This is a genomic window from uncultured Microscilla sp. (genome assembly GCF_947493425.1).
GTDB lineage: Bacteria > Bacteroidota > Bacteroidia > Cytophagales > Microscillaceae > Microscilla.
The window spans coordinates 1-24,498 of record NZ_CANLRP010000039.1; the positions used below are offsets into that span (position 1 = coordinate 1).

Here is a 24,498-nt window from a genome sequence, read left to right on the forward strand (position 1 = left end):
AGGGAAGTCAAAAGACTTCTATTCATCAATAGTGTCAAGTCGCCCTGCAGGAAGACTTGACACAGCGGGGAAGTCTCGATCCTTACAGGACAAGCTTTCCTTTCGCATAATACTTGACCAAAGCCTGCATTCGCAGGTTAAAAACCCCGAACTTGTTTTCGAGGGAAGTCAAAAGACTTCTATTCATCAATAGTGTCAAGTCGCCCTGCAGGAAGACTTGACACAGCGGGGAAGTCTCCAGGCTTCCTTTCGCATAGTACTTGATCAAAGCCTGCATTCGCAGGTTAAAAACCCCGAACTTGTTTTCGGGGGAAGTCAAAAGACTTCTATTCATCAATAGTGTCAAGTCGCCCTGCGGGAAGACTTGACACAGCGGGTGGCTACAAATTAGAAGTAAAAATATAAGGAGCCTCTGCCGATTTGGTAAAAAGCGACGCACAGTTGGCAGGCATTGATTCAAACTCGCTGATAATAAAAATACCTTGCGGCTTAAGGTGTTGGTGCAAATTAGTAATCAGATGTTGTTGGTAGGCAATGTCATAGTATAGCAAGGCATTGCGGCAAATAATGAGGTCGAACTTTGGTGCATTGGCAAGTGGCTGTAATAAATCGTGGACAGCAAACTCTACATAGTTCTTGATGGCAGGTTGCACATAATAGCGATGGTCTTTGTAATGGAAGTACTTTTGCTTGATTGCCTCGCCTACTGATACCAGGTTGCTTTCTATAGCATACCCTGCTTTGGCGGTATCAATGGCTTTTGCCGAAATATCAGTAGCCCAAATATGTACTTTAGCAGGGCAAGGCTCAAGGGTTTGTTGCAATAGTTCGTGAATGGTAATTGCCAACGAAAAAGCTTCATCGCCCAATGAACAGGCCGCCACCCAAATATTAACCGAGGATTGTTTGAGCAAAGCGGGCAAGTATAACTGGCGCAGCAACTCAAACAAACGCGGATTACGAAAATAACGTGTGGCATTATTGAGGCAAGCATTGGTGAGTTGGGTAAGTGCTGCGGGGTTACTCTTTAAATAGTTAAATAAAGCATTCAAATCATTTGCTCCCACTTTTTGTTGAAAAGCCTTGACCTGAGTCTCTATATAGCTATTTTTAATACCAGACAAGTCATAACCTGCTTGACCTTTCATAAGGTGCACAATCTTTTCCATCTTTATATTATACAATTGAAAACAATCAAATTACTTCCTTTGTTTTGTATAAAATCCACTCATATTGGTCGGTTTTTGTAGTACTGGCATAATGCTGGCACGTATACCCTTATACGATCACAACTTTATAAACAGATGAAACACCTTTTTACAATTATATTAATCACTTTGTTGTTTAGCACAGGCAACGCCCAAAACCTACGCACTGCCCAAGGGGTAAGCTACCTTGATGAAACAGAGGCTCAGGTAATATACCTCATGAACGTAGCACGCCATGACGGTAATCAGTTTATCAAAAAATATCTTGACCGATATGTGGCCGACAAGGGTATGCAAGGCAACCGATATGTAAAGTCGTTGTACGCCGATTTGCGTAAAACCAAAGGGTTGGCGCCTTTGTTGCCATCCGAAAAGCTCACCAAGGCTGCAGTGTTCCACGCCAAAGACATGGGTACTACCGGAGAGGTAGGACATAACTCTAGCGATGGAACCAGTTTTGTAAAACGCTTGCGCAGATATGTGTCTGGCGCCATTGCCGAAAACTGTTCTTATGGGCACAACGATGCCTTAGGCATTGTATTACAGTTATTGATAGACAACGGTGTACCCTCGTTAGGGCACCGCAAAACCATACTTGACCCTACTTATAAATATGTGGGGGTAGCTATAGAGCCTCACAAAAAGTATCGTTATAATTGCGTACAGGATTTTTCAGACAGAAATTAGTCCAACTTACTTATAAATATACACCCCCTCCCCCATAAGATGGTTTCTTATGGGGGTTATTTGTTTATTGAGTGTTTATAATAAGCCATTGTTGCTTTTACAAACATTTAATTCATCATATAAAACAGCTTGCTCACAACATCACTGTTACACTTTTGCTCCCTTTACCTTTTCAACTATTTTGTGGTAATAGTCTTCATACAAAGGTAAAATCTGGCTTAGGTCAAAATCTTTAGCTCTTGCCAGGGCGTTGGCTTTAAATGAGGGCAGGTTATCGTCATTTAAGACAAAAAGGGCATTTTTTGCCATATCTTCTACATCGCCTATTTTACTGATAAATCCTGTTTTGCCGTGTATATTCACTTCAGGTATTCCACCTGCGTCTGACGATACCACAGGTACTTCACAAGCCATGGCTTCCAGCGCAGCAAGCCCAAAGCTTTCCTTTTCTGAAGGCATTAAAAACAAGTCAGACACCGAGAGTACTTCCTCTACGGCGTCTATCTTACCTATAAAACTCACATCTTCGCAAGTGCCCAATTCACGACAAAGTGCTTCCATGCTGCTACGCTCCGGACCATCACCTACCAACAACAACTTGGCAGGTATTTCTTGCACTACCTTGCTAAAGGTATGTAGTACATCTTCTATGCGTTTTACCTTGCGAAAGTTAGAGGTGTGTACCAGTAGCTTTTCGCCGTGAGGACAAATAGCTCTTTTAAAATGTTCTTTCTTTTGTTTCTTGAACCGTTCGAGGTCTATAAAGTTAGGAATCACCTCAATACCATTGCGTATTTTAAAATGGTTGTAGGTATCTTCGCGCAAGCTTTCAGACACAGCAGTTACTCCGTCCGACTCGTTGATGCTGAGCGTAACCACCGGGGCAAATGAAGGGTCTTTGCCTACCAAAGTAATATCGGTACCGTGCAAGGTGGTAATCACAGGAATACTAATGCCTTCTGATTTAAGGATTTGCTTTGCCATATATGCCGCCGATGCATGAGGGATGGCATAGTGTACATGAAGCAAGTCCAGTTTTTCGTATTTCACTACATTGACCATTTTGCTGGTCAATGCCAACTCGTAAGGACGATACTGAAATAGTGGATAATTGGGGATGTATACCTGGTGATAGAAAAGATTTTCGTTGAAGAAATCGAGACGAACAGGTTGTGAGTAAGTAATAAAATGAACCTTATGCCCTTTTTGAGCAAGCGCCTTACCCAGTTCAGTAGCTACTACACCACTCCCACCAAAGGTGGGGTAACAAACAATGCCTATATTCATTTGTGTTAAAATTTCGACGGTTAGGGTAGGCTTAAAGCATTGCATCTCTTTGCAAAAAAAGGGACAACATTATATGTGTATTAAACCTGCCCTTGTATAGAACCTGTGTGATAGGTTAACAGCTTATTGCTTTTAAGGGAGCAATTAAAAAATAGGATACCCTTTCTTTGTTAGCTATTTTATTCTGAGACGCGGCACTTTTTAATGTCATAGCAGAGCTACGGCTGCAAAAAGTAACAAAGTCTTGGGGCAAAAGAGCAGCTACAAAATGGGTAGGTTATTTCTTGTTTGCTCCCTAATAACAAAAGTGTAATGGAAGCTGTTTCAAACCTCAATAAATTTGTATTTACTACAAATAAACTACATTTCGATTTAAAAATGTTTAACGGAAGGAGAGAATGGCTGTTAAAATACTGTTAAACCACTGGTTAGTAGGTTTTTACTTCTCAAATGTAGGATATCGCCTGGCTGCAACTAAGCTTCGCGGCGGGGGGCAATGATTTCACTCTTGCCATCAAGTACAATTTTACCCTGTGAATTGACACACTTGGCATATAAGTGAACAATACCATTGCGGCGTTTTACTTCTTTACTCATCACTTTTACAGTGACAACTACTTTATCGCCCAGGTATACCGGACGTAGAAAACGCACTTCTTGTGAACTATAAATAGCACCATTGCCAGCAAACTTAAATAGAGTAGCCGATATGAGGCTGGCAAGTAATGCTCCATGCACAATTCTAGATTTGAATTGAGTTGTCTTAGCAAATTCTTCATCTAAGTGCAGCGGGTTATTATCACCCGATATTTCTGCAAAGTGTCTGACCATATCTTCGGTTATTACTCTTTCAAAAGATTCTGTTTCATCCAGATTAATATCTTCGTATAATCTCATATATCTATTGAATTAATAATGTTGTTATGAACTGAAACAAATTAAACCATTTTGTTTATAAAAATATATTGGGCTCAACTATTTTAAATGCCAACATATTTGAAACTTGCCTACAAATATATTGTAGTGCAATGCAACTATCATAATATTTTGTCGAAAGATATGAGATACTTTAAGGTTAAATAAGAAATGTTAGAGTTTAATCCCCACTATAGTAATGTCATCGCGTTGGGGTACTGCATCTACCATGTGCTGTTCCAGCTCATTATTTAGCGCCTTTTTTTGTTGCCCAAGCGGCATTCTTGCAATGGTCTCTATGAACGTATACAACCTTTGTCGGCTGTACTTTTCTCGCTGTGGATTGTGTTGGTCGGCGTAGCCATCAGTAGTGAGGTATAAAACGGTGTTTTCGGGCAATATGACCTGGTGGTTGAGAAATGGGCGATTTTCGTAGTGATGTACCCCACCAATTGAACGTTTTGTGCCTTTGATAATATGTAGCGTGGTGGGTTCTTTGTTAGCAGTGATTTGTTTTTCGATGGTAGCTACTGTTGCATTGTATGCAGATACATCTGTTTCTTTTGTTGGGTTGTTTAGCAGTTCAGGTTCTACAGAAGCAACAGAATACAACAACGGGCGGCGGGCTCCAGCAAAAGTAACTTTTTTGCAACGCGGACTTTGAGGCAATTGCTCTATGAGACAAAGGCACACATCCATGCCATCATCGTTTTTCTTTTGGGCTTGTCGCAAAGCCGTTCTTATCTCCAGGTGGAGCACCTCTAAAATCAATGCGGGCTCTTCCACATTTTTTTCGTTTACAATCTCGTTGAGCAATGTATTGCCAATCATGCTCATAAATGCCCCTGGTACTCCATGCCCCGTACAGTCTACCACCGCCACAAAAGTTTTATTGCCTCGTTGCAATAGCCAGTAAAAATCGCCTGATACTACCTGCTGGGCAAGAAAAAGCACAAAATAGTCTTTAAATACATTTTCAAATTCGTGGTATTCAGGCAAAATCGCTTGCTGTATTTGTTTGGCATAACGCAGGCTATCCATCAACAAGGCTTGCTTCTCCTCTACTTTGGCAGACTTTTGTTTGATCTCATCCATAGTAAAATGTACTGTATCCAGCATATAGGCAAAATCTTTAGACAACAACCCTATCTCATCTTTAGTATCAAACCTAAGCAAGCTACGGTCGTGAGAAAAACCACTACGGATCACTTCGCCTATTGATGCCGATAGTTGTCTGATGGGGCGGCTCAGCATGCGGGTAATGGTGTATCCCAATAGCACAATCAACCCCACGCAAAATGCCATAATCAGCACCAATGTGGCGGTAATTTGTCGCTCCAGACGGTGTGACCTCTGCCGCACTACCTGATTGAGTGTAGCCAGGTTGGAGTTCATCGCTTTGGCAAGTAGCTTAAGTTGTTGCCTTAACCCCATATTATTTCTAAAACCAATGGCTGCTTCAGCAGCAGTCAATTTGTCAAACAGCTCCAGATAGTTTTGTAAATCCAACGTAAGCTGATACTTTACCTTTGTAGGCCAAACCTCTTTTTTTACAATGCCTTGTAATGCCTTCACTGCTTTTTTTACCTTGGCAATGTACATAGGTTGCTTTCGCAAAATAAAATCTTTTTCATAGCGCCTAATCATCAATATATGGCTTTGGTCGTATAAATGAACCTTGCTGGAGTCTTCGGCCTGGTGAATGTATTGCCGCATTTTACCTTCAATTCCGTAGTTTTTAAAACCGCGAAACTGAATAAGGGTGATAATATTACTAAAAATAGTATCATACCGTTGGTACTGGGCAACAATGTCTTCAATATTATTGGCTACTTCGGTAGAAGCAAGCTCATGGGTTTTTGCCAGGTTTTTTAGGTCTGTGCGCACCCGGTCTACCAGCGAGTCGCGTTGAGTAAGGTAAGTACTTTGATGGGTTTTGTAAAACTGAGGGTTGATGATTTCATCTTTAAAAAACTCGCTCTCTAAACGGCTGATAATTTGAGTATTTAAATTAATATTTTGTAGGCGGGCTGCAATGGCATCAATCGTATCTTTACGTTTGTCGAACCAAAAATTGGTCAATATAATGGTAAAGGTGAGCACCAAAAATATGGCGAAATAAAACAGTAGTTTTGACCTGATGGTGTGAAATTGCTTAAACACGACTTAAATTGTTTGGTTGGTTCTTATCCTAAATGAACTCCATGCTTTTCAACAAAAGTAGTGCAAACAACCTTATTTTTTTTTAAGCCAATGTTATACAATTATTAAGGTAAAACATATAATAGAGTGCTTCTTTGCCGCCTTTAACAAACTTACTTGCTTTGGGACAAGCCATCAAAAGATTTTTTTTAAAAAAATGCTTGAATTATTTGGTTTGCCTGGCAGTAACCAAATCTTTGCCAGGTAAAATACCAAAATACGGAAAAAGCAGGTTGTGTTAAGCCAATAAGAAGTTTTACAACTGAACCCCCACTATGGTAATGTCATCGCGTTGGTGTACATTGCCCTGCATATGCTCTTTGAGCACTTGTGTGTAATGGTTGACTTGATCGGGCATGGGCAAATGGGCGTGTTGTTTTACCATTTCCATGAGGCGTAACTTACCAAATTTTTTACGGTTTACATCGTGCTGATCATTGAAGCCATCAGTAGTGAGGTAAAGCTTGCTACCAGATGGTAAGGTAAAAGAATGATTGTCGAAAGGACGGTACTTACTTTGCCCACCAATAGAGCGTTTGGTAGCTTTTATCTCGGTAAGCTCCCCTTCATTAAAATACCACAATGGGCGTTTGGCTCCTGCATACACCACCTTTACCTCCTGGTTGGGTTGGTTAAGCCCCTCCATCATACACAAGCAAACATCCATACCATCATCATTTTTGTATTTTTCCTGATGCAGTGCAATCTTTACCTCTATGTGTAGTTCTTCTAAAATTTCAGCAGGGTTTTGTGAGTGATTTTCTTTTACAATTTTATTTAGCAGTGTATTGCCAATCATACTCATAAATGCCCCTGGCACCCCGTGTCCGGTACAATCAACCACCGCCAAAAACACCCGATGTTCGGTAACGCTCAACCAGTAAAAATCACCCGAAACCAAATCGGCAGGTTTGTACATCACAAAAAAATCTTTAAAAACCGATTGCAGCTCCTCCTTTTCGGGCAAAATAGCCCGCTGAATTTGTTCCGCATAACGAATGCTATCCATCAATAACCGCTGTTTTTGCTCCAGGTTGCTCGACTTGGTTTTTATTTCGCTAATGTAGTCGTGCATACGCTTAAGCATAAAAGCAAAATCTGCTGATAGTTTACCTACTTCGTCTTTTTGCTTGATTTCTATGAAGGGTACTTGAGTAGAAAAATCTTTGCTTACAATTTCGTGAATAGAATTAGAGAGTAACCTTACCGGGCGGCTCAAGATATGGATAAGTCGGCTGCTAAATAAAATAAATGATATTAAAAACAACACAAGGGCTACCCAATTGCTCCGTTGAATATTGGCATGAATGTATTCAGTTTCTATGAGCATCATCCGGTTGATCTGGCTAATGCTGCTTTTAATCACTTCAAACGAATCGTTCAATTCTTTGCGTAAGCCACTACGGTTGTCAAACCCTATTTTTTCTTCTATGCCTACCAGTTCCAGAAAAGTGACCCTATACTTTTCGAGCAAATTAAATAAGGCATTTTTTTTTGTTTCGACCTGTACTTTTTGTTCAATCTCTTTTTTTAGTTCTTTACTGATAGAGTCTACCTGTTGTACATAATCCAGGTCTTTTCTTATAATAAAGTCTTTTTCATAACGGCGTGCCATCAATAATGTGGTCAGGTCTTTACTATAGCCTGATACTTCAATAGCGTGGATATAACGCCGCATTTGTCCTTCAAGACCCGCATCTTTAAAGCCCTTTTTTTTAATGAGCTGGATCATTTGCCTAAAATTACGTTCATACTTTACCAGTTCACTTTTAATAGTGGTAACTGCTTTATCTAGCCCCTGTGAAGTAGTATGAGATGTTTGGGCAAGTTGGTCGATGTTTTGGAGTACTTTGGTAACAATGCTGTCTCTTTTGGTAAGGTATGCGCTGTAGCGCAGCTTGTAGAAATCGTGGTTAGTAATTTCGTTTTCCAGAAAATCGCGTTCCAACCCACCAATAGTCAATATTTGCAAGTTGATTTTGGCCAGCCCCATGTCTATTTGCTCAATACTGCTCTCCTTGGTATCAATCCATAGATTGTAGCCAATAAAAGACACAATAATGAGAAAGAACCCTGAAAAATATACAAATAACTTAGCCCTTATAGAGCGGAAAGCAATTTTCATTGTGTAATGATATAGTATTTATTTTTTTATGTATTAGAATTTTAGGGCTTTTTTAAAATTAGCCGAAAAGGCTGAGCCCTCCGAACTTAATTCGTAGGATTTAGAAACTTGCCTTTGATAAAAAGCACCTCTAAGCCTTAGGAATTGTTCAAAAATAAATTTACACTCTGAGGGATGATTTTTCGCCTTGATACTTCGTTATTTTTATTGCCCGTAGCGCTGCTATGGGCGCAAAAAATAGCCTCGTCTCAAAACAAAACCTCTACCTCAAGAATGGTAATTTAATTTCTCACCATTCCTTAGCAAAAAGTTGTTTTCTATCTATTCCTTAAAAAAAACAGAATAAAAAATTGTGTACCAAAACTATGCTACCTATTTTCCATTGGAATAAAGCCGATGTATGATTTTACTTAACTATGTGTAATTTAAAGCTCCACTAATATGACCAACCAGGAGATTACGAACGTTCATCAATTGATCACCAGTACAAACCCAACCAACCTTCAGGCAGCCTTTGCAAAGTTACAAGCCGCACCCCACAGCACAGAAGCACTTACCTACTTGTTCATTTTGTCGTTTTTTCACCCCGATGAAGCAGTACGAACGCAGGCAAAACCTTTGTTTAAAGCAAGGGCTCCCATTGGATTTTATGCCAATGCTACCAAAGAGCTCCTTTTTGCCAAAATTGTACCTAAAAGCGGGATTCCCAGTGTGTTTGTGTTTACTGCCTTGCTCGAAAAAATGCATCAACACGGTGTCTTAGACGTGAAAGTATTGGGAGTACACCTGATAGACTTTTGGGTACAAAGTTGGGAGTTTTGCTGGAAGCACCGGGCAGTAGATGCTATGAAACTACTGCGTAGAGTACAAAAAGGTAAATCTTTGCAACTTGCCGGAAGCATAAAGGCTATTCCGGAAGAAATATGGCAGTTGACCGAGCTCGAAAGTCTGACTATTATCAACAGAAATTTAGGGTACATTTCGGAAGATATTGCGCAGCTTAAAAACCTAAAATACCTGAATATACAAAGCAAACTGGCTATGTTTCCGGTAGGTATTACCCAATTACACCAACTTGCCGAACTAAAGCTGTTCATTAATAACGACCAGTTTTTTGGCACTGTACCTCCTGAAGTAGCCCAACTTGCCCAACTCAAAGAGTTGACCTTTACGAGTCTTTCGGGAAGTTTTCCGGTAAACTTTTGTCGGATTACCTCTTTAGAACGCATCGATTTAGGCTATTCAAACTTTGAAGACTTTCCCGAAGAAGTGACCCAGTTGAACCACCTCAATGCTTTGAAACTAAACTTTAATGAAAACCTGCAACTCAGTGGTTTGTTTAGCAAATTACACAAAATAAGCAGTTTAAAAAACCTGGATTTATCGTTTTGCAAACTCAACACGCTACCCGATGAGGTAGCCTTGCTCGATCAGGTAGAAAAGCTCAATATAGCAGGCTGTCATTTACGGAGTTTACCCACTCATATAGAAGACATGGTATCGCTCAAATACCTTGATATTAGCCATAATCACTTTGAACAATTGCCCCAAATAGTACACAAACTGCCCCGCCTTGAGCAAGTAAAAACCAATCAGGGGGTAATTGATATTCAACAAGGGTAAATGGTTGGTTAAGCACTCTACTTGATTATTGAAGATGTAAAAAATATTTATCTTTGGTATATGGAAAAAAATCAGACCACCAAATTGCCCAAAATCTGGCTCGACTTTGAGGTAAGGGCGTATGAGGTAGATATTTATAACCGGGTATCGCCAGTAACCATTGCCAACTATTTGCAAGAAGCTGCCGGGCAACACGCTGACCACCTAGGGGTAGGGGTGACTGACTTGCTAAAACACCGCCTGACGTGGGTACTTACCCGGATAAAAATTGACATGCAGCAATATCCCTCCCGGTACGAACCAGTGCGGGTGCTTACTTACCCTACCGGCTATGACAAGTACTTTGTGTACAGAAACTTTCAGTTGTATAATGCACAAGGCAAGCAAATAGGGCAAGCTACCAGCACTTGGGCAGTGATGGACATACAAGCCCGCAAAATGGTGGGCGTGCCCCAATTGATCACAAGCTTGCCTACCCCCGATGATGAAGATTTTATGACTCATACCAAGGGTAAAATTGCCAAAGTAAATGCTCCGCTCTCTGAAACACTTTTTAGGGTGCGTTGGAACGATCTGGATACTAACCAACACACCAACAATGCTTATTACTTACAATGGGCTATAGAGTCGTTGCCCGAAGAGGTGCTCACATCACGGCAGTTGGCATCTATTGACTTATTGTATCGCCTCGAAACCGTCTGGAAGGATGGTGTGGTGGCTCGTACTGAACAAATCAGCACCCAACAACCACTTTCTTTTATTCATCAACTCATCCGCGAAAGCGACCAAAAAGAGTTGGCACAAGCCACTACGGTTTGGGTATAACGAAAGAAACTGTTTAATCGCCCAGACAACAAATACCAAACTTGCACCCACTATTTTATCATTGAAATAACACCACTTAGGATTTACTACAAAAAAAATTGGGCTATTTGCTCAAAAACAGAGATACGAAAGCTTTGAAAACTAATTTTTACCCTGCAAAATTTCTATACTTGCAAATTAGTAATTTTGGCAAAACTATTTGCCCACGCTAATACCAGTGAACTGTTGCTTGTTGCAACCCCAATACTTGTAGGCAACCACTATGTATCAATGGTGTTTTTGTTGCTTGCTGTTAGAAGCTAATTTGAAAGAAAATGGATAAGAAAGTAATTTTAATGATTTTGGATGGCTGGGGCATTGCCACCAACCCTAAAGTATCGGCAGTAGACCACGCCAACACTCCATTTATCGACCAACTATATACCCAATACCCACATAGCCGCCTGGAGGCTTCAGGGCTTGCTGTAGGACTGCCTGAAGGACAGATGGGGAACTCTGAAGTAGGCCACATGAACATAGGTGCAGGCAGGGTGGTTTACCAAGACCTGGTACGAATTAACCGGGCGGTTGAAAATAAAGAACTGAACAAGAATGCTACGCTTACAGAGGCTTTTGATTATGCTAAAGCTCACAACAAAAAGGTACACTTGATGGGCTTGCTCTCTGATGGTGGGGTGCACTCGCATATCGACCACCTCAAAGGTTTATGTAGCATTGCCCATGAGCAAGGAGTAAAGCAGCTGTTTATTCATGCATTTACCGACGGGCGCGACACTGACCCTAAGGGGGGCAAGGCATACCTTACTGACTTGCAAAAGCATTTAGACCAAACTACCGGACAGGTGGCTTCCGTCATTGGGCGATATTATGCCATGGACAGGGACAAGCGCTGGGAACGGGTAAAGTTAGCGTATGATTTGTTGGTAAATGGCAAGGGTAAACCAAGCCAAAAAATGACAGAGGCGATACAAGCATCTTACAATGATGAGGTAACAGATGAGTTTATCAAACCTATAGTAAAGGTAAATGACGAGGGGACACCCATTGCAACTGTTGATGAGGGTGATGTGGTGCTATGCTTTAATTTCAGAACTGACCGGGGACGACAAATTACCCAAGTGCTTACCCAAGAAGATTTTCCAGACGAAGGAATGCATAAATTGTCGCTTCAATACCTTACAATGACTAATTATGATGATACTTTTGAAGGGGTACAGGTATTGTTTGACAAACCCAAACTGGTTAATACATTGGGCGAAGTATTGGAAAAAGCCCAAAAGCAACAAATAAGAATTGCCGAAACCGAAAAGTACCCTCATGTCACTTTCTTTTTTTCGGGAGGGCGAGAAGATGAATTTAAAGGAGAAAGCCGCATTTTGTGTCCATCACCCAAAGTGGCCACTTATGACCTGCAACCTGAAATGAGTGCAGCAGATATTCGTGATGCCATTGTGCCTGAGCTTAACAAAAAAGCGGTTGATTTTGTATGCCTTAACTTTGCCAACCCTGACATGGTAGGACATACGGGGGTGTTTGAGGCAGCAGTAAAAGCCTGCGAAACAGTAGATCAGTGTGCCAAAGTGGTAATAGATACCGCACTGGCAAATGACTATGCCACCATTGTTATAGCTGACCATGGCAACTCCGACATTATGCAAAACCCTGATGGATCGCCGCATACAGCCCATACAACCAACCTGGTACCTTGCATTTTGGTAGATAAAAACAATCATGTTACATTAAAAGATGGTAAATTAGGTGATATCGCCCCAACTATATTAAATTTGATGGGCATCAATCCACCTGAAGATATGACAGGAGACAATTTATTGCAATGATATTATTTTTCTACAAACAAGTTTTTGGTCATTGACTTGGGGTGTATCAGAAAAAGGAGTGCCACTTTAGGCTCAGGAACACCACACTCACCTGAGGTGGCTACTTTGCCAGCAATGAAGACTTGCCAACCAGTAAGCTCTAGTGCTTTGGGTACTAAACCCCTTACACTTCTTTCGGTCTCTTTTGCCTGCTGACTTCACCTAAAAAAACTCACGTAGCTTAGGCTATGCTCGTTTTTTGTAGGTTTGACAGCCACCAAAATAAACTCGAAATAATGTAGAATTTACTTAGTTCCTAAAGCAATAGTAAAACGATGTAAATTTAATCATACAATTAATCATACCTAATGAAACGTATTGTCGTTTTTATTTTATTGGTAGCCAATGTATACCTGGCTATCAATCAATACCTAAAATACCGCAGGTACAACCCAGGGCGGGATTATAACTATATTGCAAAAACCAAAGAAATAGACGCCAACTATCACGATACAAAGCTGGTAACCGAATATTTTGAGTTGGCGCATAAGGCTGGAAGTTTTGCCCGCAAAGTATGGTATAACGAAGGCATAGACGTATTGTATGAAGATCAAACCAACCCCCAGAGCCAAAATGCGGTACAGGCATATAATCAAATGTTGGCAAGGGTAAAGTACCTGGAGTCTAAACTCATTGCCTCAAAGAAAATGAAAGCCCAGGGACTGGAGAATAAAGCGATTAAGTTTGTAGAAAAAAAAGGCATTGCTCCCAAAAACTATGAGCTTTTTCAACGCATAGAAAAGCAACCACTCATAAAGGGAGATACTACTTTGCTTACTTGGGAAGTACAAAACCAATTGATAAAAAAAGGGTATAAAATACCACTTGATGGTAAGTATCGCGACGTAACAGAAGAGGCCATTATGAAGTTTCAGATAAAGAACAAAATATTTGCTTCGGGAAAGGTGGATGAACGTACATTACGTTTGTTATTAAAATAATTATTGTATTTTTGAATCAAATTCGTTATTGTATAGCATAACTACCAATAGAAGTTTATTTTAAGTTGGGTATTGTTAATTAATACTCCACTGCTTTTTTCGGTTGGTTAGTTTCTTTTAGTCAAACATATAGCACTTTACCACAATTTGACTATCAAACTATCAACAACAAACTACCGACTAAACGCTGTGGATGATTGTTCAATGCTTTGCTTAACGAAACGCTAATTGTAATTGAAAAAGGATGGAAAACGTAAACGAGCCAAAGACTAAACTAGACGAGGTAAAAGATCTGATATTTGGGCCAGATATTAAGAGTTACAATGATCAGATTTCGGAGCTTAAAAATCATATTGGGCAAAATCGCGAAGAGGTAATGTCTAAAATTGAGGAAGTACGCAACAAGCTCATTGAGGCTATTCAAACCACTGAAAAAAATCTTAACCAACAAATAGCTGACTTGCAAAAAGCAACCGAAGCTGCGCTCGATAAACAAAAACAATCCCACGTAAGCAAGCGTGCATTGAACGATGTATTGGTTAAAATATCTGAGGGTTTGCGTTCCGACGCTGAATAAGTTTACCTTTTGGGTATTTGAGGTTTATTATAACGTACTTGTAGCCCCTACATGTCACAGCGTCTAAATGATTAGGTACTACTTAGTATGCTCAAAAACTATCATTGTTCGGAAGCCGGGCTCGTGCTCGTTTGACTGAAAAACAACCTGACAACAGGCTAACCTGCAAAGCAGTTAAAAGATGAGCAAAATCTGCAAACGACACCGGACATTTACAACATATCTCCTAAAATATTTTTAAAGAGTCGTCATGGAAGATAAAGACAAAAAACAGGAAGAAAATATTGAAGAGCTGGGAAGCGAAGAAAAGGTGAACACCTTTAGAGAACTGATTGTAGGACCCGATAAACGAGAAATTGAAGGTCAGTTGCAAGGAATGAAAGAGTTGTTTGCTACCATGTTGGTAGAAAACAAAAAAGACTATGACAATCAGGTAAATGATATGAGAAGCCTGTTTGTAAATGTGTTGGAAGAAAACCGTCGGGTTTTTCAAATGCAATTACAGGACTTGTACAAAAATCTTCCTTCTTTGATTAATAACTCTTTGCGCGAACAACAAGAAGATGGTTTTATTCTGCTTGCCGACCAACCCGAACACCAGGTAACTGATAAAAATGGGGTAGATCGTTATTCACGTTTAGACGCAGTCAAAGAAATTATTGTGGGTGGCAATATGCGCGACCTGAAGCTAAACCTGGCAAGTGCCCAAAAAGAACTGATTCAAAATTACGAAGAAGACAAGAAGAAGATTTTGGACATGGCTCAGGAGATTTCGGGAATGGTAGACGAAATGGAAAACCGAATCAATGAACAGCTGAAGGCTTTGATCGAAGAAATCACCAAAAACGTATCTGAGTACGCGCAATCTTATGCCAACAAACATACTGCAGCCGATAAATTACGGAATTTAGCACAGCAACTGTAAGACTCGTTTTAACGTTTTACGATTATGGATGATGTACTCAAGAAATTGAAAGAAATCTTACTGGAAGAAGATCGTAAAACTCAGGAGAAAATTACCCAAAAGGTAGATGATCTGCAAAGCAACATAGATGAGTTGCGGAATGAAAACCTGAAGCCGGTCATTGAAAAAACAGTGAGAACTGAGCTCAAAGAATCAAAAGATGCCCTGATAGAAGCTATTTACCCCCTCATAGGCAAGCTTATTCGAAAGTTTGTACAGGTAGAGTTCGAAAAACTATCAGAAAATGTAGACAAGCAATTAGATCGCACATTTTCGGTGCAAAATATAAAAAAACAACTCATTGCTTTGTGGGAAGGGATAAGTCACAAAGACCTGATCATTAAGGAACTTATCCCTCCAGTGGTAGAAGAGGTTTTTGTGATAGACCAGGAGTCGGGCATTTTGCACGGCAAATACTCGCACAACAACACCATAGACCAAGACGTAATTGCAGGCATGCTCACTGCAATCAAATCATTTATTGAAGATGCATTTCAACAAAAAACCGGGTCTTTGGACATGATTGAGTATGGTACCTTCAAAATTATGATTCAAAACTCTTATAAATTTTATCTAACCGCCATTGTTTCGGGTTCGGTAAACACTAAGTACAAAACTCAGTTATTAGACTACCTGGAGTTGTTTGCTGAACAAAACCTCACTCAATCTTTAGATAATTTGTCAGAAACTGATATATCAGAAAAGCTTAAAACATATTTTGACCAATTCAATGCAACAAATAAGTAAAAAGGTTATTTTAGTAGGGAATTTTGGCGTAGGGAAAACTTCGTTGGTACGCCGCTTTGTTCATCAAACTTTTTCGGACGAGTATCTCACTACACTTGGGGTACGTATAGACAAGAAAGTAGTAAATCTTGCCAATATAACGGTCAATATGATTTTGTGGGATGTAGCAGGAGAAGTATCTCAAACAAAGGTGCCTGCCTCTTATTATTTAGGGTCACACGGAGTTATTTATGTATTTGATCTGCAACGTCCTTCATCGTTTGAAAATATAACTTCAGACATTGACTTTATCCGTTCTAAGTTGCCCAATGCCCCAATATGTGTGATTGGCAACAAAAAAGATTTATTGAGTGATGCTGAGCTTAATTCTATTCAGCAAAACCTCTCGGTTAAAGCAAGTTACTTTACCAGTGCCAAAACTGGCGAAAACGTAGAAGCCATGTTCGAAATGATTGCCAAACAAATGACAGAATGAGTACAAAAAAGCGAACATTTTTACAGCAGTTCAAAAGCCAGTTTTCCCCTTCTGGCTTTCAATTCGTTCTTTTAGACAACCAAGGAGTGATTGTTGAAAGCTGTAATAGTTTGTTTAATTTGAACTTATACCAGGGGTTATCAGCTTTTACTTTTATCCCCTTTCTGGAAAGCATAGAAGAAACACTGGTACAAATTACAACCAAAGATGCACCTATTTACTTTCCTCGTTTAGACATTCCTTTCTTTAGTCATAGCAAAATTTACGACTTCACCTTTCAACGATTTGAACCTTTCCCTGAACACTCGTTCATTGCCTGGATCATTAGAGACAACACCACCCATTATTATTATTTGAGGCAAATTCAGCAAGAACGCAATATGGTGATTGTACAAAATGAGAGAAGCACTGCAGGTAGGTAGTTTTGTTGACTGATACCCAAGGGCTTATATTAACACAACACATTGATGACTCCTATCATCACTTGTCACTACTCGCTCAATGATAATTTTTGCTTAAGCTCAGCTACGGCAAGTTGATAAATATCTTCTACCTCTTGCAGCAATGTAGGCAACTGGTCTATATTGATCGTTTGCTTAGCGTAATTTTGTAGCTTTTCGAGGTTTTTCTCCGCCGGTTTTATACCCAATAGTTTAAAAGTAGGTTTTACTTTATGTACAGCAAGCGCCATGTCTTCCCAGTTTTGGGCTGTCATCAAAGCTCGAACTTTATCAATGTCAATACAGGTTTGATGGATAAAGAGTTCTGCAATGTCGAGAATAAAACTAGAATCACCTATAGACACCTCTTCAAGGTAACTCATGTCTATATAGGTCTCGCTCTTTGTAATTTGGGTCATTTGTACAATTTTGGCGTACAAATCTTCTTTTTTGAAAGGCTTAATCAAATAGTCATCCATCAGATCAAGTACCCCTTCGTTTCGTTCTTGCTGAGACACAGACGCAGTGAGCGCTATAATAGGCAATTGATCTGGCGATATTTGCAACACTTTTCTTATATAGTGAGTCGCCTCTGTGCCAGCCATTTCAGGCATATACACATCCATCAATACCAGGTCAAACGCTTCTTTTGCCTCCCCTTCTTTCAATAACTCTACTGCTTCTTTGCCATTAGAGACTGTGGTCACTTTACAGTTCCACTCCTGCAATATTTGTCGGGCAAACAATAAGTTTACATCATTGTCATCAGCAAGTAAAACCTTGAGAGGTACATCGAACGGAGTAAGAATAGAATGCCGGAAATCGGGCGAATTGGTAAGAGGCTCTATCTCTGGTGCAAGCTTAAGCGGTAATACAAAATTAAATATGGTGCCTTCGCCCCAACGACTGCTCACGCTAATGCGCCCCCCCTGTAATTCTATGAGTTGTCTTACGATGCTTAAACCCAGCCCGGTACCTCCATACAACCTAGTAGTTTGCTCACTGGCTTGCTGGTAGGGTTCAAAAATTTGTTGTAAACGTTCTTTCTTGATACCTATGCCAGAGTCTTTTACTATAAAATCTAATTGTATTTGCTCTGCTTGATCAGAAGCAGGGACAAGGTCAGCAAATTTTATCTCTACGCTTACTTCTCCCTCACTGGTAAACTTAATGGCATTACCTACCAGGTTGTACAAGATTTGAGTCAACCGGACTTTGTCACCCAGCACCTCCTCTGGCACATCGGCAGCTAATACTGTATTGACTTGTATGCCCTTTTGCATAAATTTTTGTTTGAAACTCAATACAATATTTTGCAACATTTCGGGTAGGTTAATGTGCGTTTCTTCAAACTGCATCTGCCCTGACTCTATTTTTGACATATCTAACACATCGTTTACAATGGTTACCAGGTGATTGCCGGATGATTGAATAGCTTTTAAGTAATCGGCATGGTGTGGGTTGGTCATTACTTCCAGCAACAAATCTGTCAGCCCAATGATGCCATTGAGTGGAGTGCGTAACTCGTGGCTGATTTCGGCAAAAAAGTTAGACTTAAATTGTTCTATCCGTTTAAGTTCTTCATTTTTGAGTTGAAGTAATTCTTTTTCAAGTTCAATGGAACGGTTTTGTACTGCTAATAGTTCTTTTTGAATGGCAGATTCTTTTCCTTCTTGTTGAATCTGAAAAATATATTGATAGGCGTCAGGGTGATGCTCTATTACCAGCAACAGTGTAGGTACTTGATTGTTTAATATGCATTCTATGCGACAATCCAGCACTTTGAAACTGGTATCTATGCCACTGACAAAGTTTTCGAGACGGGGAAACTCCAACGGAGACTGTCCGGGCTCAAGCAACGCCAGGGTGTCTTGCAGGCTTTCTAAAAACGGAAAAACAGAAAAAATAGATTGGTTGAGGTAACCGTTGAGGTCTAGCAATGTATTGCAGGTTTGTACAAGCTTGCCCTCTGGGGTAAACAGTATAAACTGGCAACGGTCGGCTAAATAACGTGCTTTGTAAATATCTAAATTTTCCATACTGAACAATTCTTCGGTATTCCATGGTGGCAAGAAGGGCGTGCAAGTTTGAGAGTATCCCCTATATTATAACATTGAATTGATAAATTTAAAGCTTTTGAATATGAAAATGAAAAATTGGTTGCATAATTCATTCCTGCTTTGTTCAATTATGACATTATGCGGGCTCATGGCTTGCGAAAATCCGAATAAAACAGTAGCGGGTACTGCCAAGCCTTACTTTGACCTGAAGGGTTTTGTTCAAACACAAATAACCTGGCTCAACCAACAACAACCTCAAGTAAAAAAACAAATACGCAATGAGAGTAAACTTATTACCAAGACCTTGGCGATTAAAAACTGGGAAAAAGAGTTACACATGTTTATCAATGCTGATATAAACAAAGCTGCGCTGATTGGTACTTATGACATTACTAAAGAGGGAAAAACCATCAAGTATACTACAAAAGAGGGAAAGAATTCGGTAAAAGAGATGATTGTAGAACTGGGCAATGATAAAAAGGTAGCCAAATCAGTAAAGATTACTGTGGGCAATGACAATGTGTTGTTTGCTTCTGGCACCAAACTTAGTTTCCAGTGCCAAAACAAAGGCAATAATTACCGAATTACAACCTATACAATCGATGGTTTTCAGAAAATTATTATGCGCGACAAACGCCCCTATTTTATCCATGCAGAAGTGCTTTAACCTTCACAGGGGCAAGCTTCGCGTCTTTGAGTACAGAGACATATCGGCACCCAAGGGTGCGAAGCTAAACACTTGTTTTTTATACTACTCTTACTCGTCTTTGAGCACTTCTATGGGGTTTACCTGCGACACTTTGAACACTTGCACGCTTACTGTAAGCAAGGCAATAAGTAAAGCAAGTAAGGCAGAGAAGATAAATACAAACCAATGTTTGTATATGGGCAAGTGATAGGCAAAGTTTTGCAGCCAACCATGCATCATCCAGGCACCAAAAATGCCCCCAAACAAACTTGCCCACACTACCAAACGCAAAAAGTCAAACGACATTAAGCGTAAAATACTGGGAATAGATGCCCCTAAAACCTTTCGTATGCCTATTTCTTTTACCCGTTGTTCGGCAGTAAACGAGGCAAGCCCCAATAACCCCAAACAAGCAATAAAAATGGTAATGCCGGAAAACGCCATAAAGATTTGCCCTCGCACTTCGTCGGCTTGGTATTGTTTGTTAAACTTCTTATCCAGAAAATAGCTCTCATACGCATATTTTTTCTCGTATTTATTCCAGGTTTTTTTGATAAAATCAAGGGTTTTACCAACCCCTCCCGGCTTGAGTCTTACCAACAGGTACCCCATGTGTCCTTGTTTGCGTGGAGATATCAATCTAAGGGCTAAAGGTTGTATTTTTTTATGCAACGATGTCAAGTGAAAATTCTTGACCACCCCTACTACTTTCGCATCATATCCTTTTACAAGTTTACCCAGGCTATCGGTACGCAAATAGACCTTTTTTCCCAAGGCTTTTTTCCAACCCATTTTTTTTACAAAAGCCTCGTTTACCACCAGTGCTTTAGAGGTATCAGTAACAGTCGTGCGTGAATAAAAACGGCCTTTTTTCATTTCGATGCCCATCATGTCTAAGTAGTCGTAGCCTACCATTAATATGTGCGCCAACGTAATCTGAATTTTGCCTTGAGCATTTTCTACCGGAAAAGCATCGGTGCCACTGCCACCATCTTGTCCTGGCACATTACTCGTAAAGGCCACTTCTTTGACCCCTTGATGCTTGAGTAAGTCTTTCCTTATTAAGTCATTTCGCTGAAGGTTGGTGGTATCACCAAAGGTTCTGATCACCACTACTCGTTCTTTGTTAAACCCTAAGTCTTTGTTGCGAATAAACTGTAGTTGATTATATACTATCCAAGTACCTATAATCATCGTAATAGAAATAGAAAACTGGAAAATGACCAATCCACGGCGTAAAAAGGCGGCATTCCGACTGCTCACATACTTGCCTTTAAGCACCCTTACTGGATGAAAACTAGACAAGAAAAAAGCGGGATAACTGCCACTAATGAGCCCCACCAACAACATAATAAGTGTCAACAGACCAAATACTGAAGGGTCGCTATACTCTACGACCAACTGCTTGCCTGATACATAGTTGAAATAAGGCAATGATAGCTCTACCAAGGTAATACTAATGACTAATGAGATAAGGGTAAGCAGTACTGATTCGAGCAAAAACTGTAAGATGAGTTGACTACGGTATGATCCTACCACTTTGCGAATGCCCACTTCTTTGGCTCGCCCCGCTGACCGTGCAGTGGCTAAGTTCATGTAGTTGATGGCAGCAATGAGCAACATAAATATAGCCACTGCCGCCAATATGTATAAGTAAGCTTTATTTCCTTTAATGGTTTCGTCATCTTCGTAGGCAAACTCAGACAAATGTATGTCTACCAAAGGGTCTACCCTAAAACCCGCAGTTACCTTAAAATGCTTAAAATCGCCTACCATATATTTAGTAAAAACCGTTTGAACATTTTTGCGAAAGCTTTCAATTTTTGCCTTGGGTTTTAGCAATACATAGGTGTAGTAATTGGCACTGCCCCAACCATTCACATCCTTGGGGTCATAAATGGTCGCATAAGACACCAACGCAGGAAATCGCAAATGTGAGTTTTTTGGCAGGTCTTCCATTACTCCAGTCACTTTATTACTTTGGTTGTCAAACACCTTGATTACCTTACCTATAGCGTTGCCTGCCCTGCCAAAAAACTGCTTTGCAACCGTTTTGGTCAGGACTATAGAATTGGGTTGGGTCAACACTTTGTTGGGGTCGCCTTTGATAAGTTTATGAGAAAACACTTTGAAATAGTTGGAGTCGGCATAGTGAATCCCGTTCAGGTATAGTTTTTTGTCTTTGTATCTGATAGGTTTTTTTTCGGTGCCCCTAAATAGCCTTACAGATTGGGCGACTTCGTTGGGAAACTCTTTAGGCAATACTGGGGCGAGGCGCTCCGACGAACTGGCAAAGTATTGCGGGGGTTTACCCTCTAACTTAAACCAGGTAGACACCCGATAAATGCGGTCGGCTTTTTCGTGGTAACGGTCAAAACTCAACTCATCGTTGATATATAAGTACAACAACAACGCACAGGCCATTCCAATAGAAAGTCCGGCAATGTTGATGAAAGTATATATTTTGTGACGGCTAAGGTTACGTAGAGATATTTTAAGGTAATTCTTTAACATTCAATTATTTAATCCAAGGTTATCGATGGTTTTCTATGGTACTAATGGCAATCTTTAACTGTTTGTCATATACAATAAGCATTGGGATTGATCTACTTTTACTAAATAAGTTTTTAGCTTCCCATGTACTTGATACATAAATATAGATGCTAAAGTTATCCACTTGGATGCATACATTCGCAAACATTTATTTGCTAGATTATCCACAAAAACATAACCAACTGATTTTCAAACGCTTTAAATAAAAAAAATAAATATATTAGTTCTGATTTTAAAATACGCAAAAATGCCTTCTTTCTGGTAAAATCAAGCAACAAGTTTCGTTTTTATGAAAAACTGGCAGGTGTAGCAATTGCTTCTATAACATCTCATTTTTTTCATAAGCTAACGAATAGCAGGATCATTGGTTCTTTGCTCCCTCTACTCTGCCCAGCTTTTAACTCGTATCTTTGTTGAGCTCAACACAGTAAAACTGTTTCGATGAATCGGGATTTAGAAAACATCATCTTTGCCTCGCTTGCTCTCCGAGAATAAGCCTGGAGTTGTAAACCAAACTTGATTTGGAGGTTAGCTGCCTTTACCAATTGATAAATTCTGCTATACGGAGCCGATCGAAACCCTAAAATAAGTTGTTTTTTGAGCTTCTGGGTGGCTTGATTTGTGGGGACACAAATGAGCGCGAAAAATAGTAGGGAAGAGTATACGCCCTCCTATCTTGTTACAAACAATTTTTTAGTAAGATCAATTCTTTCTTTCGTTTTTTTTATAGATTAGCAACATGGAGCACGAAAAAATTCAACAATTTATAGACTGGCTGCAATACGCCGATTTGCTGATGGTACACACGGGTGCAGGTATGAGTAAGGATTCGGGGGTGCCTACTTACCGCGAAGATGGAGCTGGGGAATGGGGCAAGGTATCGGGCGAACGGGAAGGAAGCATTTTTGAGATTATGAACCCCACTTATATGGATGAGCACCCTGTGTATATGTGGAAAAGATTTACTCGACGCAGTCAGCAATTTAAAGATTTGGTGCCACACCAGGGATACTTTATCTTGATGGATTGGATTAAACGGTTTAACCTTGACTATTTTTTTATTACCTCTAACATAGATGGACAACACCTAAAAGCAGGTGCCACTAAAGATAAAGTACGTGAAGTGCACGGCTCTATTTTTCACCTGCAGTGCTCGGTACCTTGCCATCAGGAAGTATGGGAAGGAGATACAAATGAGGCAATAGATGTAAATAATGAAAACCTACAACCTGAAGATTTGCCCAAATGCCCCAAGTGCGGCAAAATGTCGCGCCCTAATGTGTATATGTTTCGTGACCATACCTATGTGCCAGCCCGGTCGAAGTGGCAAAAAAGCAACTTGGAAAAAACCCTTGCTGCACACACAAAAGTCTTAGTGCTTGAGATTGGCTCTGGTCCTCATGTACAAACCATCCGGGCAATGACGCGCAAAATAGTACGAGAGAAAAACGCAAAACTCATAAGAATAAACCCTGATTACTCTGATGTAAGAGCCCCTCATATGGGCATTGCCGATGGTGCTTTGGCTACTTTGGGCGCAGTGCACAATGAAGTGGTAAAAATGTTTTGATAATGGATGATACCATACGTATAGTACAAATAACGGATCCTTATCTTTTAGCCAACATTCATTACCCAGAGGTGCTTCCAATACAAGTGTTTGAGAATATACTTGCACACATCAATCTATTGCCTCACCCTCCCGACTTGCTGATACTTACCAGTGAGGTACTACAGCAACGAAGAAATGACACACTCCAGCTTTTACAAAAATTGGATATTCCTTTTTATTGGGTGGCACATGAGCAGAATACGTCTTTCAATGTGAAAGGTACTCACTTTATTATGCTCAATAGTTGCTCAAAAAACCATAGCCAGGGTTATTTGGGTAACGATACATTGGATTTTTTGCAAAACGACCTTGAAAACTCCTGGGCTTACCCTTGTATTGTTACTTTGCATCATCATCCGCTTGCCATTCGTACCTTGACCCCACCTAAAGACACACTCAAAGATGCTGGGCAATTTCTAAGCATCATTGATCAATTTTACCACATCAAAGCAGTGTTGTTTGGGCATATTCACCATGACTTTATGCTCGAACGCAACGACATTTGGTTTTTTGCCTCTCCAGCCATTTGTCCAATAAGCCCTCATAACCCTGCTGTAGTTTTTCAGTACCGTCTGCTTGACTTAACCAGTGAGGGAGAGGTAGAGGCGAGTTTGGTGCAGGTGTAGGGCTTAGGTAATAGCAAGTAGTGAGCAATAAGCTACAAATCGTGAGATATATTTGCCTCAGGGTTT

At 40.2% G+C, this 24,498-nt stretch carries 20 protein-coding genes; 13 read left to right on the plus strand and 7 right to left on the minus strand.

Features of this window, described 5'->3' with window-relative positions; translation table 11 throughout:
- Positions 1 to 380 precede the first annotated feature (380 nt).
- The gene (locus Q0954_RS12430; RefSeq protein WP_299457256.1) at positions 381 to 1,148 is read right to left on the minus strand and encodes a CheR family methyltransferase; all 768 of its coding nucleotides are present in this window, start codon (positions 1,146 to 1,148) and stop codon (positions 381 to 383) included.
- Positions 1,149 to 1,304: 156 nt separating this feature from the next.
- On the opposite strand from Q0954_RS12430, the gene Q0954_RS12435 reads away from it, so the two are divergent.
- Positions 1,305 to 1,895: a CAP domain-containing protein gene (locus Q0954_RS12435; RefSeq protein WP_299457259.1), complete on the plus strand. Its 591-nt coding sequence runs from the start codon at positions 1,305 to 1,307 to the stop codon at positions 1,893 to 1,895.
- A 147-nt stretch (positions 1,896 to 2,042) separates the two neighbouring features.
- Here the strand turns inward: Q0954_RS12435 and bshA are convergent, their stop codons facing one another.
- The 4 genes from bshA to Q0954_RS12455 form a co-directional block, all read right to left on the minus strand.
- A complete protein-coding gene (gene bshA / locus Q0954_RS12440; protein ID WP_299457262.1) occupies positions 2,043 to 3,182 on the minus strand; it encodes an N-acetyl-alpha-D-glucosaminyl L-malate synthase BshA in 1,140 nt (379 codons plus the stop codon).
- Between the two features lie 474 nt (positions 3,183 to 3,656).
- A complete protein-coding gene (locus tag Q0954_RS12445; RefSeq protein ID WP_299457264.1) occupies positions 3,657 to 4,079 on the minus strand; it encodes a MaoC family dehydratase in 423 nt (140 codons plus the stop codon).
- A 192-nt stretch (positions 4,080 to 4,271) separates the two neighbouring features.
- Entirely contained in the window at positions 4,272 to 6,260 is a 1,989-nt protein-coding gene (locus Q0954_RS12450; protein WP_299457266.1) for a SpoIIE family protein phosphatase, read from the minus strand.
- 295 nt (positions 6,261 to 6,555) lie between these two features.
- Complete coding sequence (locus Q0954_RS12455) at positions 6,556 to 8,424, minus strand: SpoIIE family protein phosphatase (protein WP_299457267.1); 1,869 nt, start codon at positions 8,422 to 8,424, stop codon at positions 6,556 to 6,558.
- A 441-nt stretch (positions 8,425 to 8,865) separates the two neighbouring features.
- On the opposite strand from Q0954_RS12455, the gene Q0954_RS12460 reads away from it, so the two are divergent.
- The 9 genes from Q0954_RS12460 to Q0954_RS12500 all read left to right on the plus strand — a co-directional run bounded on the left by Q0954_RS12460 (position 8,866) and on the right by Q0954_RS12500 (position 16,875).
- Complete coding sequence (locus tag Q0954_RS12460; RefSeq protein WP_299457269.1) at positions 8,866 to 10,047, plus strand: leucine-rich repeat domain-containing protein; 1,182 nt, start codon at positions 8,866 to 8,868, stop codon at positions 10,045 to 10,047.
- A gap of 60 nt (positions 10,048 to 10,107) precedes the next feature.
- Entirely contained in the window at positions 10,108 to 10,872 is a 765-nt protein-coding gene (locus Q0954_RS12465) for an acyl-ACP thioesterase domain-containing protein (RefSeq protein WP_299457270.1), read from the plus strand.
- Between the two features lie 314 nt (positions 10,873 to 11,186).
- Positions 11,187 to 12,710: a 2,3-bisphosphoglycerate-independent phosphoglycerate mutase gene (gene gpmI, locus Q0954_RS12470; protein ID WP_299457271.1), complete on the plus strand. Its 1,524-nt coding sequence runs from the start codon at positions 11,187 to 11,189 to the stop codon at positions 12,708 to 12,710.
- 347 nt (positions 12,711 to 13,057) lie between these two features.
- On the plus strand, positions 13,058 to 13,690 hold the full coding sequence (locus Q0954_RS12475; protein WP_299457272.1) for a peptidoglycan-binding domain-containing protein: 633 nt from the start codon (positions 13,058 to 13,060) through the stop codon (positions 13,688 to 13,690).
- Positions 13,691 to 13,934: 244 nt separating this feature from the next.
- Complete coding sequence (locus Q0954_RS12480) at positions 13,935 to 14,267, plus strand: hypothetical protein (protein WP_002698203.1); 333 nt, start codon at positions 13,935 to 13,937, stop codon at positions 14,265 to 14,267.
- 250 nt (positions 14,268 to 14,517) lie between these two features.
- Positions 14,518 to 15,192, plus strand: coding sequence for a hypothetical protein (locus Q0954_RS12485; protein ID WP_299457277.1), 675 nt, complete (start codon positions 14,518 to 14,520; stop codon positions 15,190 to 15,192).
- A gap of 24 nt (positions 15,193 to 15,216) precedes the next feature.
- A complete protein-coding gene (locus Q0954_RS12490) occupies positions 15,217 to 15,978 on the plus strand; it encodes a hypothetical protein (protein ID WP_299457278.1) in 762 nt (253 codons plus the stop codon).
- Positions 15,962 to 16,453: a Rab family GTPase gene (locus Q0954_RS12495; protein WP_299457280.1), complete on the plus strand. Its 492-nt coding sequence runs from the start codon at positions 15,962 to 15,964 to the stop codon at positions 16,451 to 16,453. The genes Q0954_RS12490 and Q0954_RS12495 overlap by 17 nt, the downstream gene beginning before the upstream one ends.
- Positions 16,450 to 16,875, plus strand: a complete 426-nt coding sequence (locus Q0954_RS12500) for a hypothetical protein (RefSeq protein ID WP_299457282.1) — start codon at positions 16,450 to 16,452, stop codon at positions 16,873 to 16,875. The genes Q0954_RS12495 and Q0954_RS12500 overlap by 4 nt, the downstream gene beginning before the upstream one ends.
- A gap of 68 nt (positions 16,876 to 16,943) precedes the next feature.
- Here the strand turns inward: Q0954_RS12500 and Q0954_RS12505 are convergent, their stop codons facing one another.
- Entirely contained in the window at positions 16,944 to 18,932 is a 1,989-nt protein-coding gene (locus tag Q0954_RS12505) for an ATP-binding protein (protein WP_299457284.1), read from the minus strand.
- A 103-nt stretch (positions 18,933 to 19,035) separates the two neighbouring features.
- Here Q0954_RS12505 and Q0954_RS12510 point away from each other — a divergent pair, with 103 nt between their 5' ends.
- Positions 19,036 to 19,620 carry a hypothetical protein gene (locus Q0954_RS12510; RefSeq protein WP_299457287.1) on the plus strand — a complete coding sequence of 195 codons (585 nt, stop codon included), beginning with the start codon at positions 19,036 to 19,038 and terminating at the stop codon, positions 19,618 to 19,620.
- Between the two features lie 90 nt (positions 19,621 to 19,710).
- On the opposite strand, the gene Q0954_RS12515 is transcribed toward Q0954_RS12510, so the two are convergent.
- Entirely contained in the window at positions 19,711 to 22,155 is a 2,445-nt protein-coding gene (locus tag Q0954_RS12515) for an ABC transporter permease (RefSeq protein ID WP_299457290.1), read from the minus strand.
- Positions 22,156 to 22,933: 778 nt separating this feature from the next.
- Here Q0954_RS12515 and Q0954_RS12520 point away from each other — a divergent pair.
- Both Q0954_RS12520 and Q0954_RS12525 read left to right on the plus strand, forming a co-directional pair.
- On the plus strand, positions 22,934 to 23,764 hold the full coding sequence (locus Q0954_RS12520; protein WP_299457292.1) for a Sir2 family NAD-dependent protein deacetylase: 831 nt from the start codon (positions 22,934 to 22,936) through the stop codon (positions 23,762 to 23,764).
- A gap of 2 nt (positions 23,765 to 23,766) precedes the next feature.
- A complete protein-coding gene (locus tag Q0954_RS12525) occupies positions 23,767 to 24,432 on the plus strand; it encodes a hypothetical protein (protein WP_299457294.1) in 666 nt (221 codons plus the stop codon).
- Positions 24,433 to 24,498: the final 66 nt, after the last annotated feature.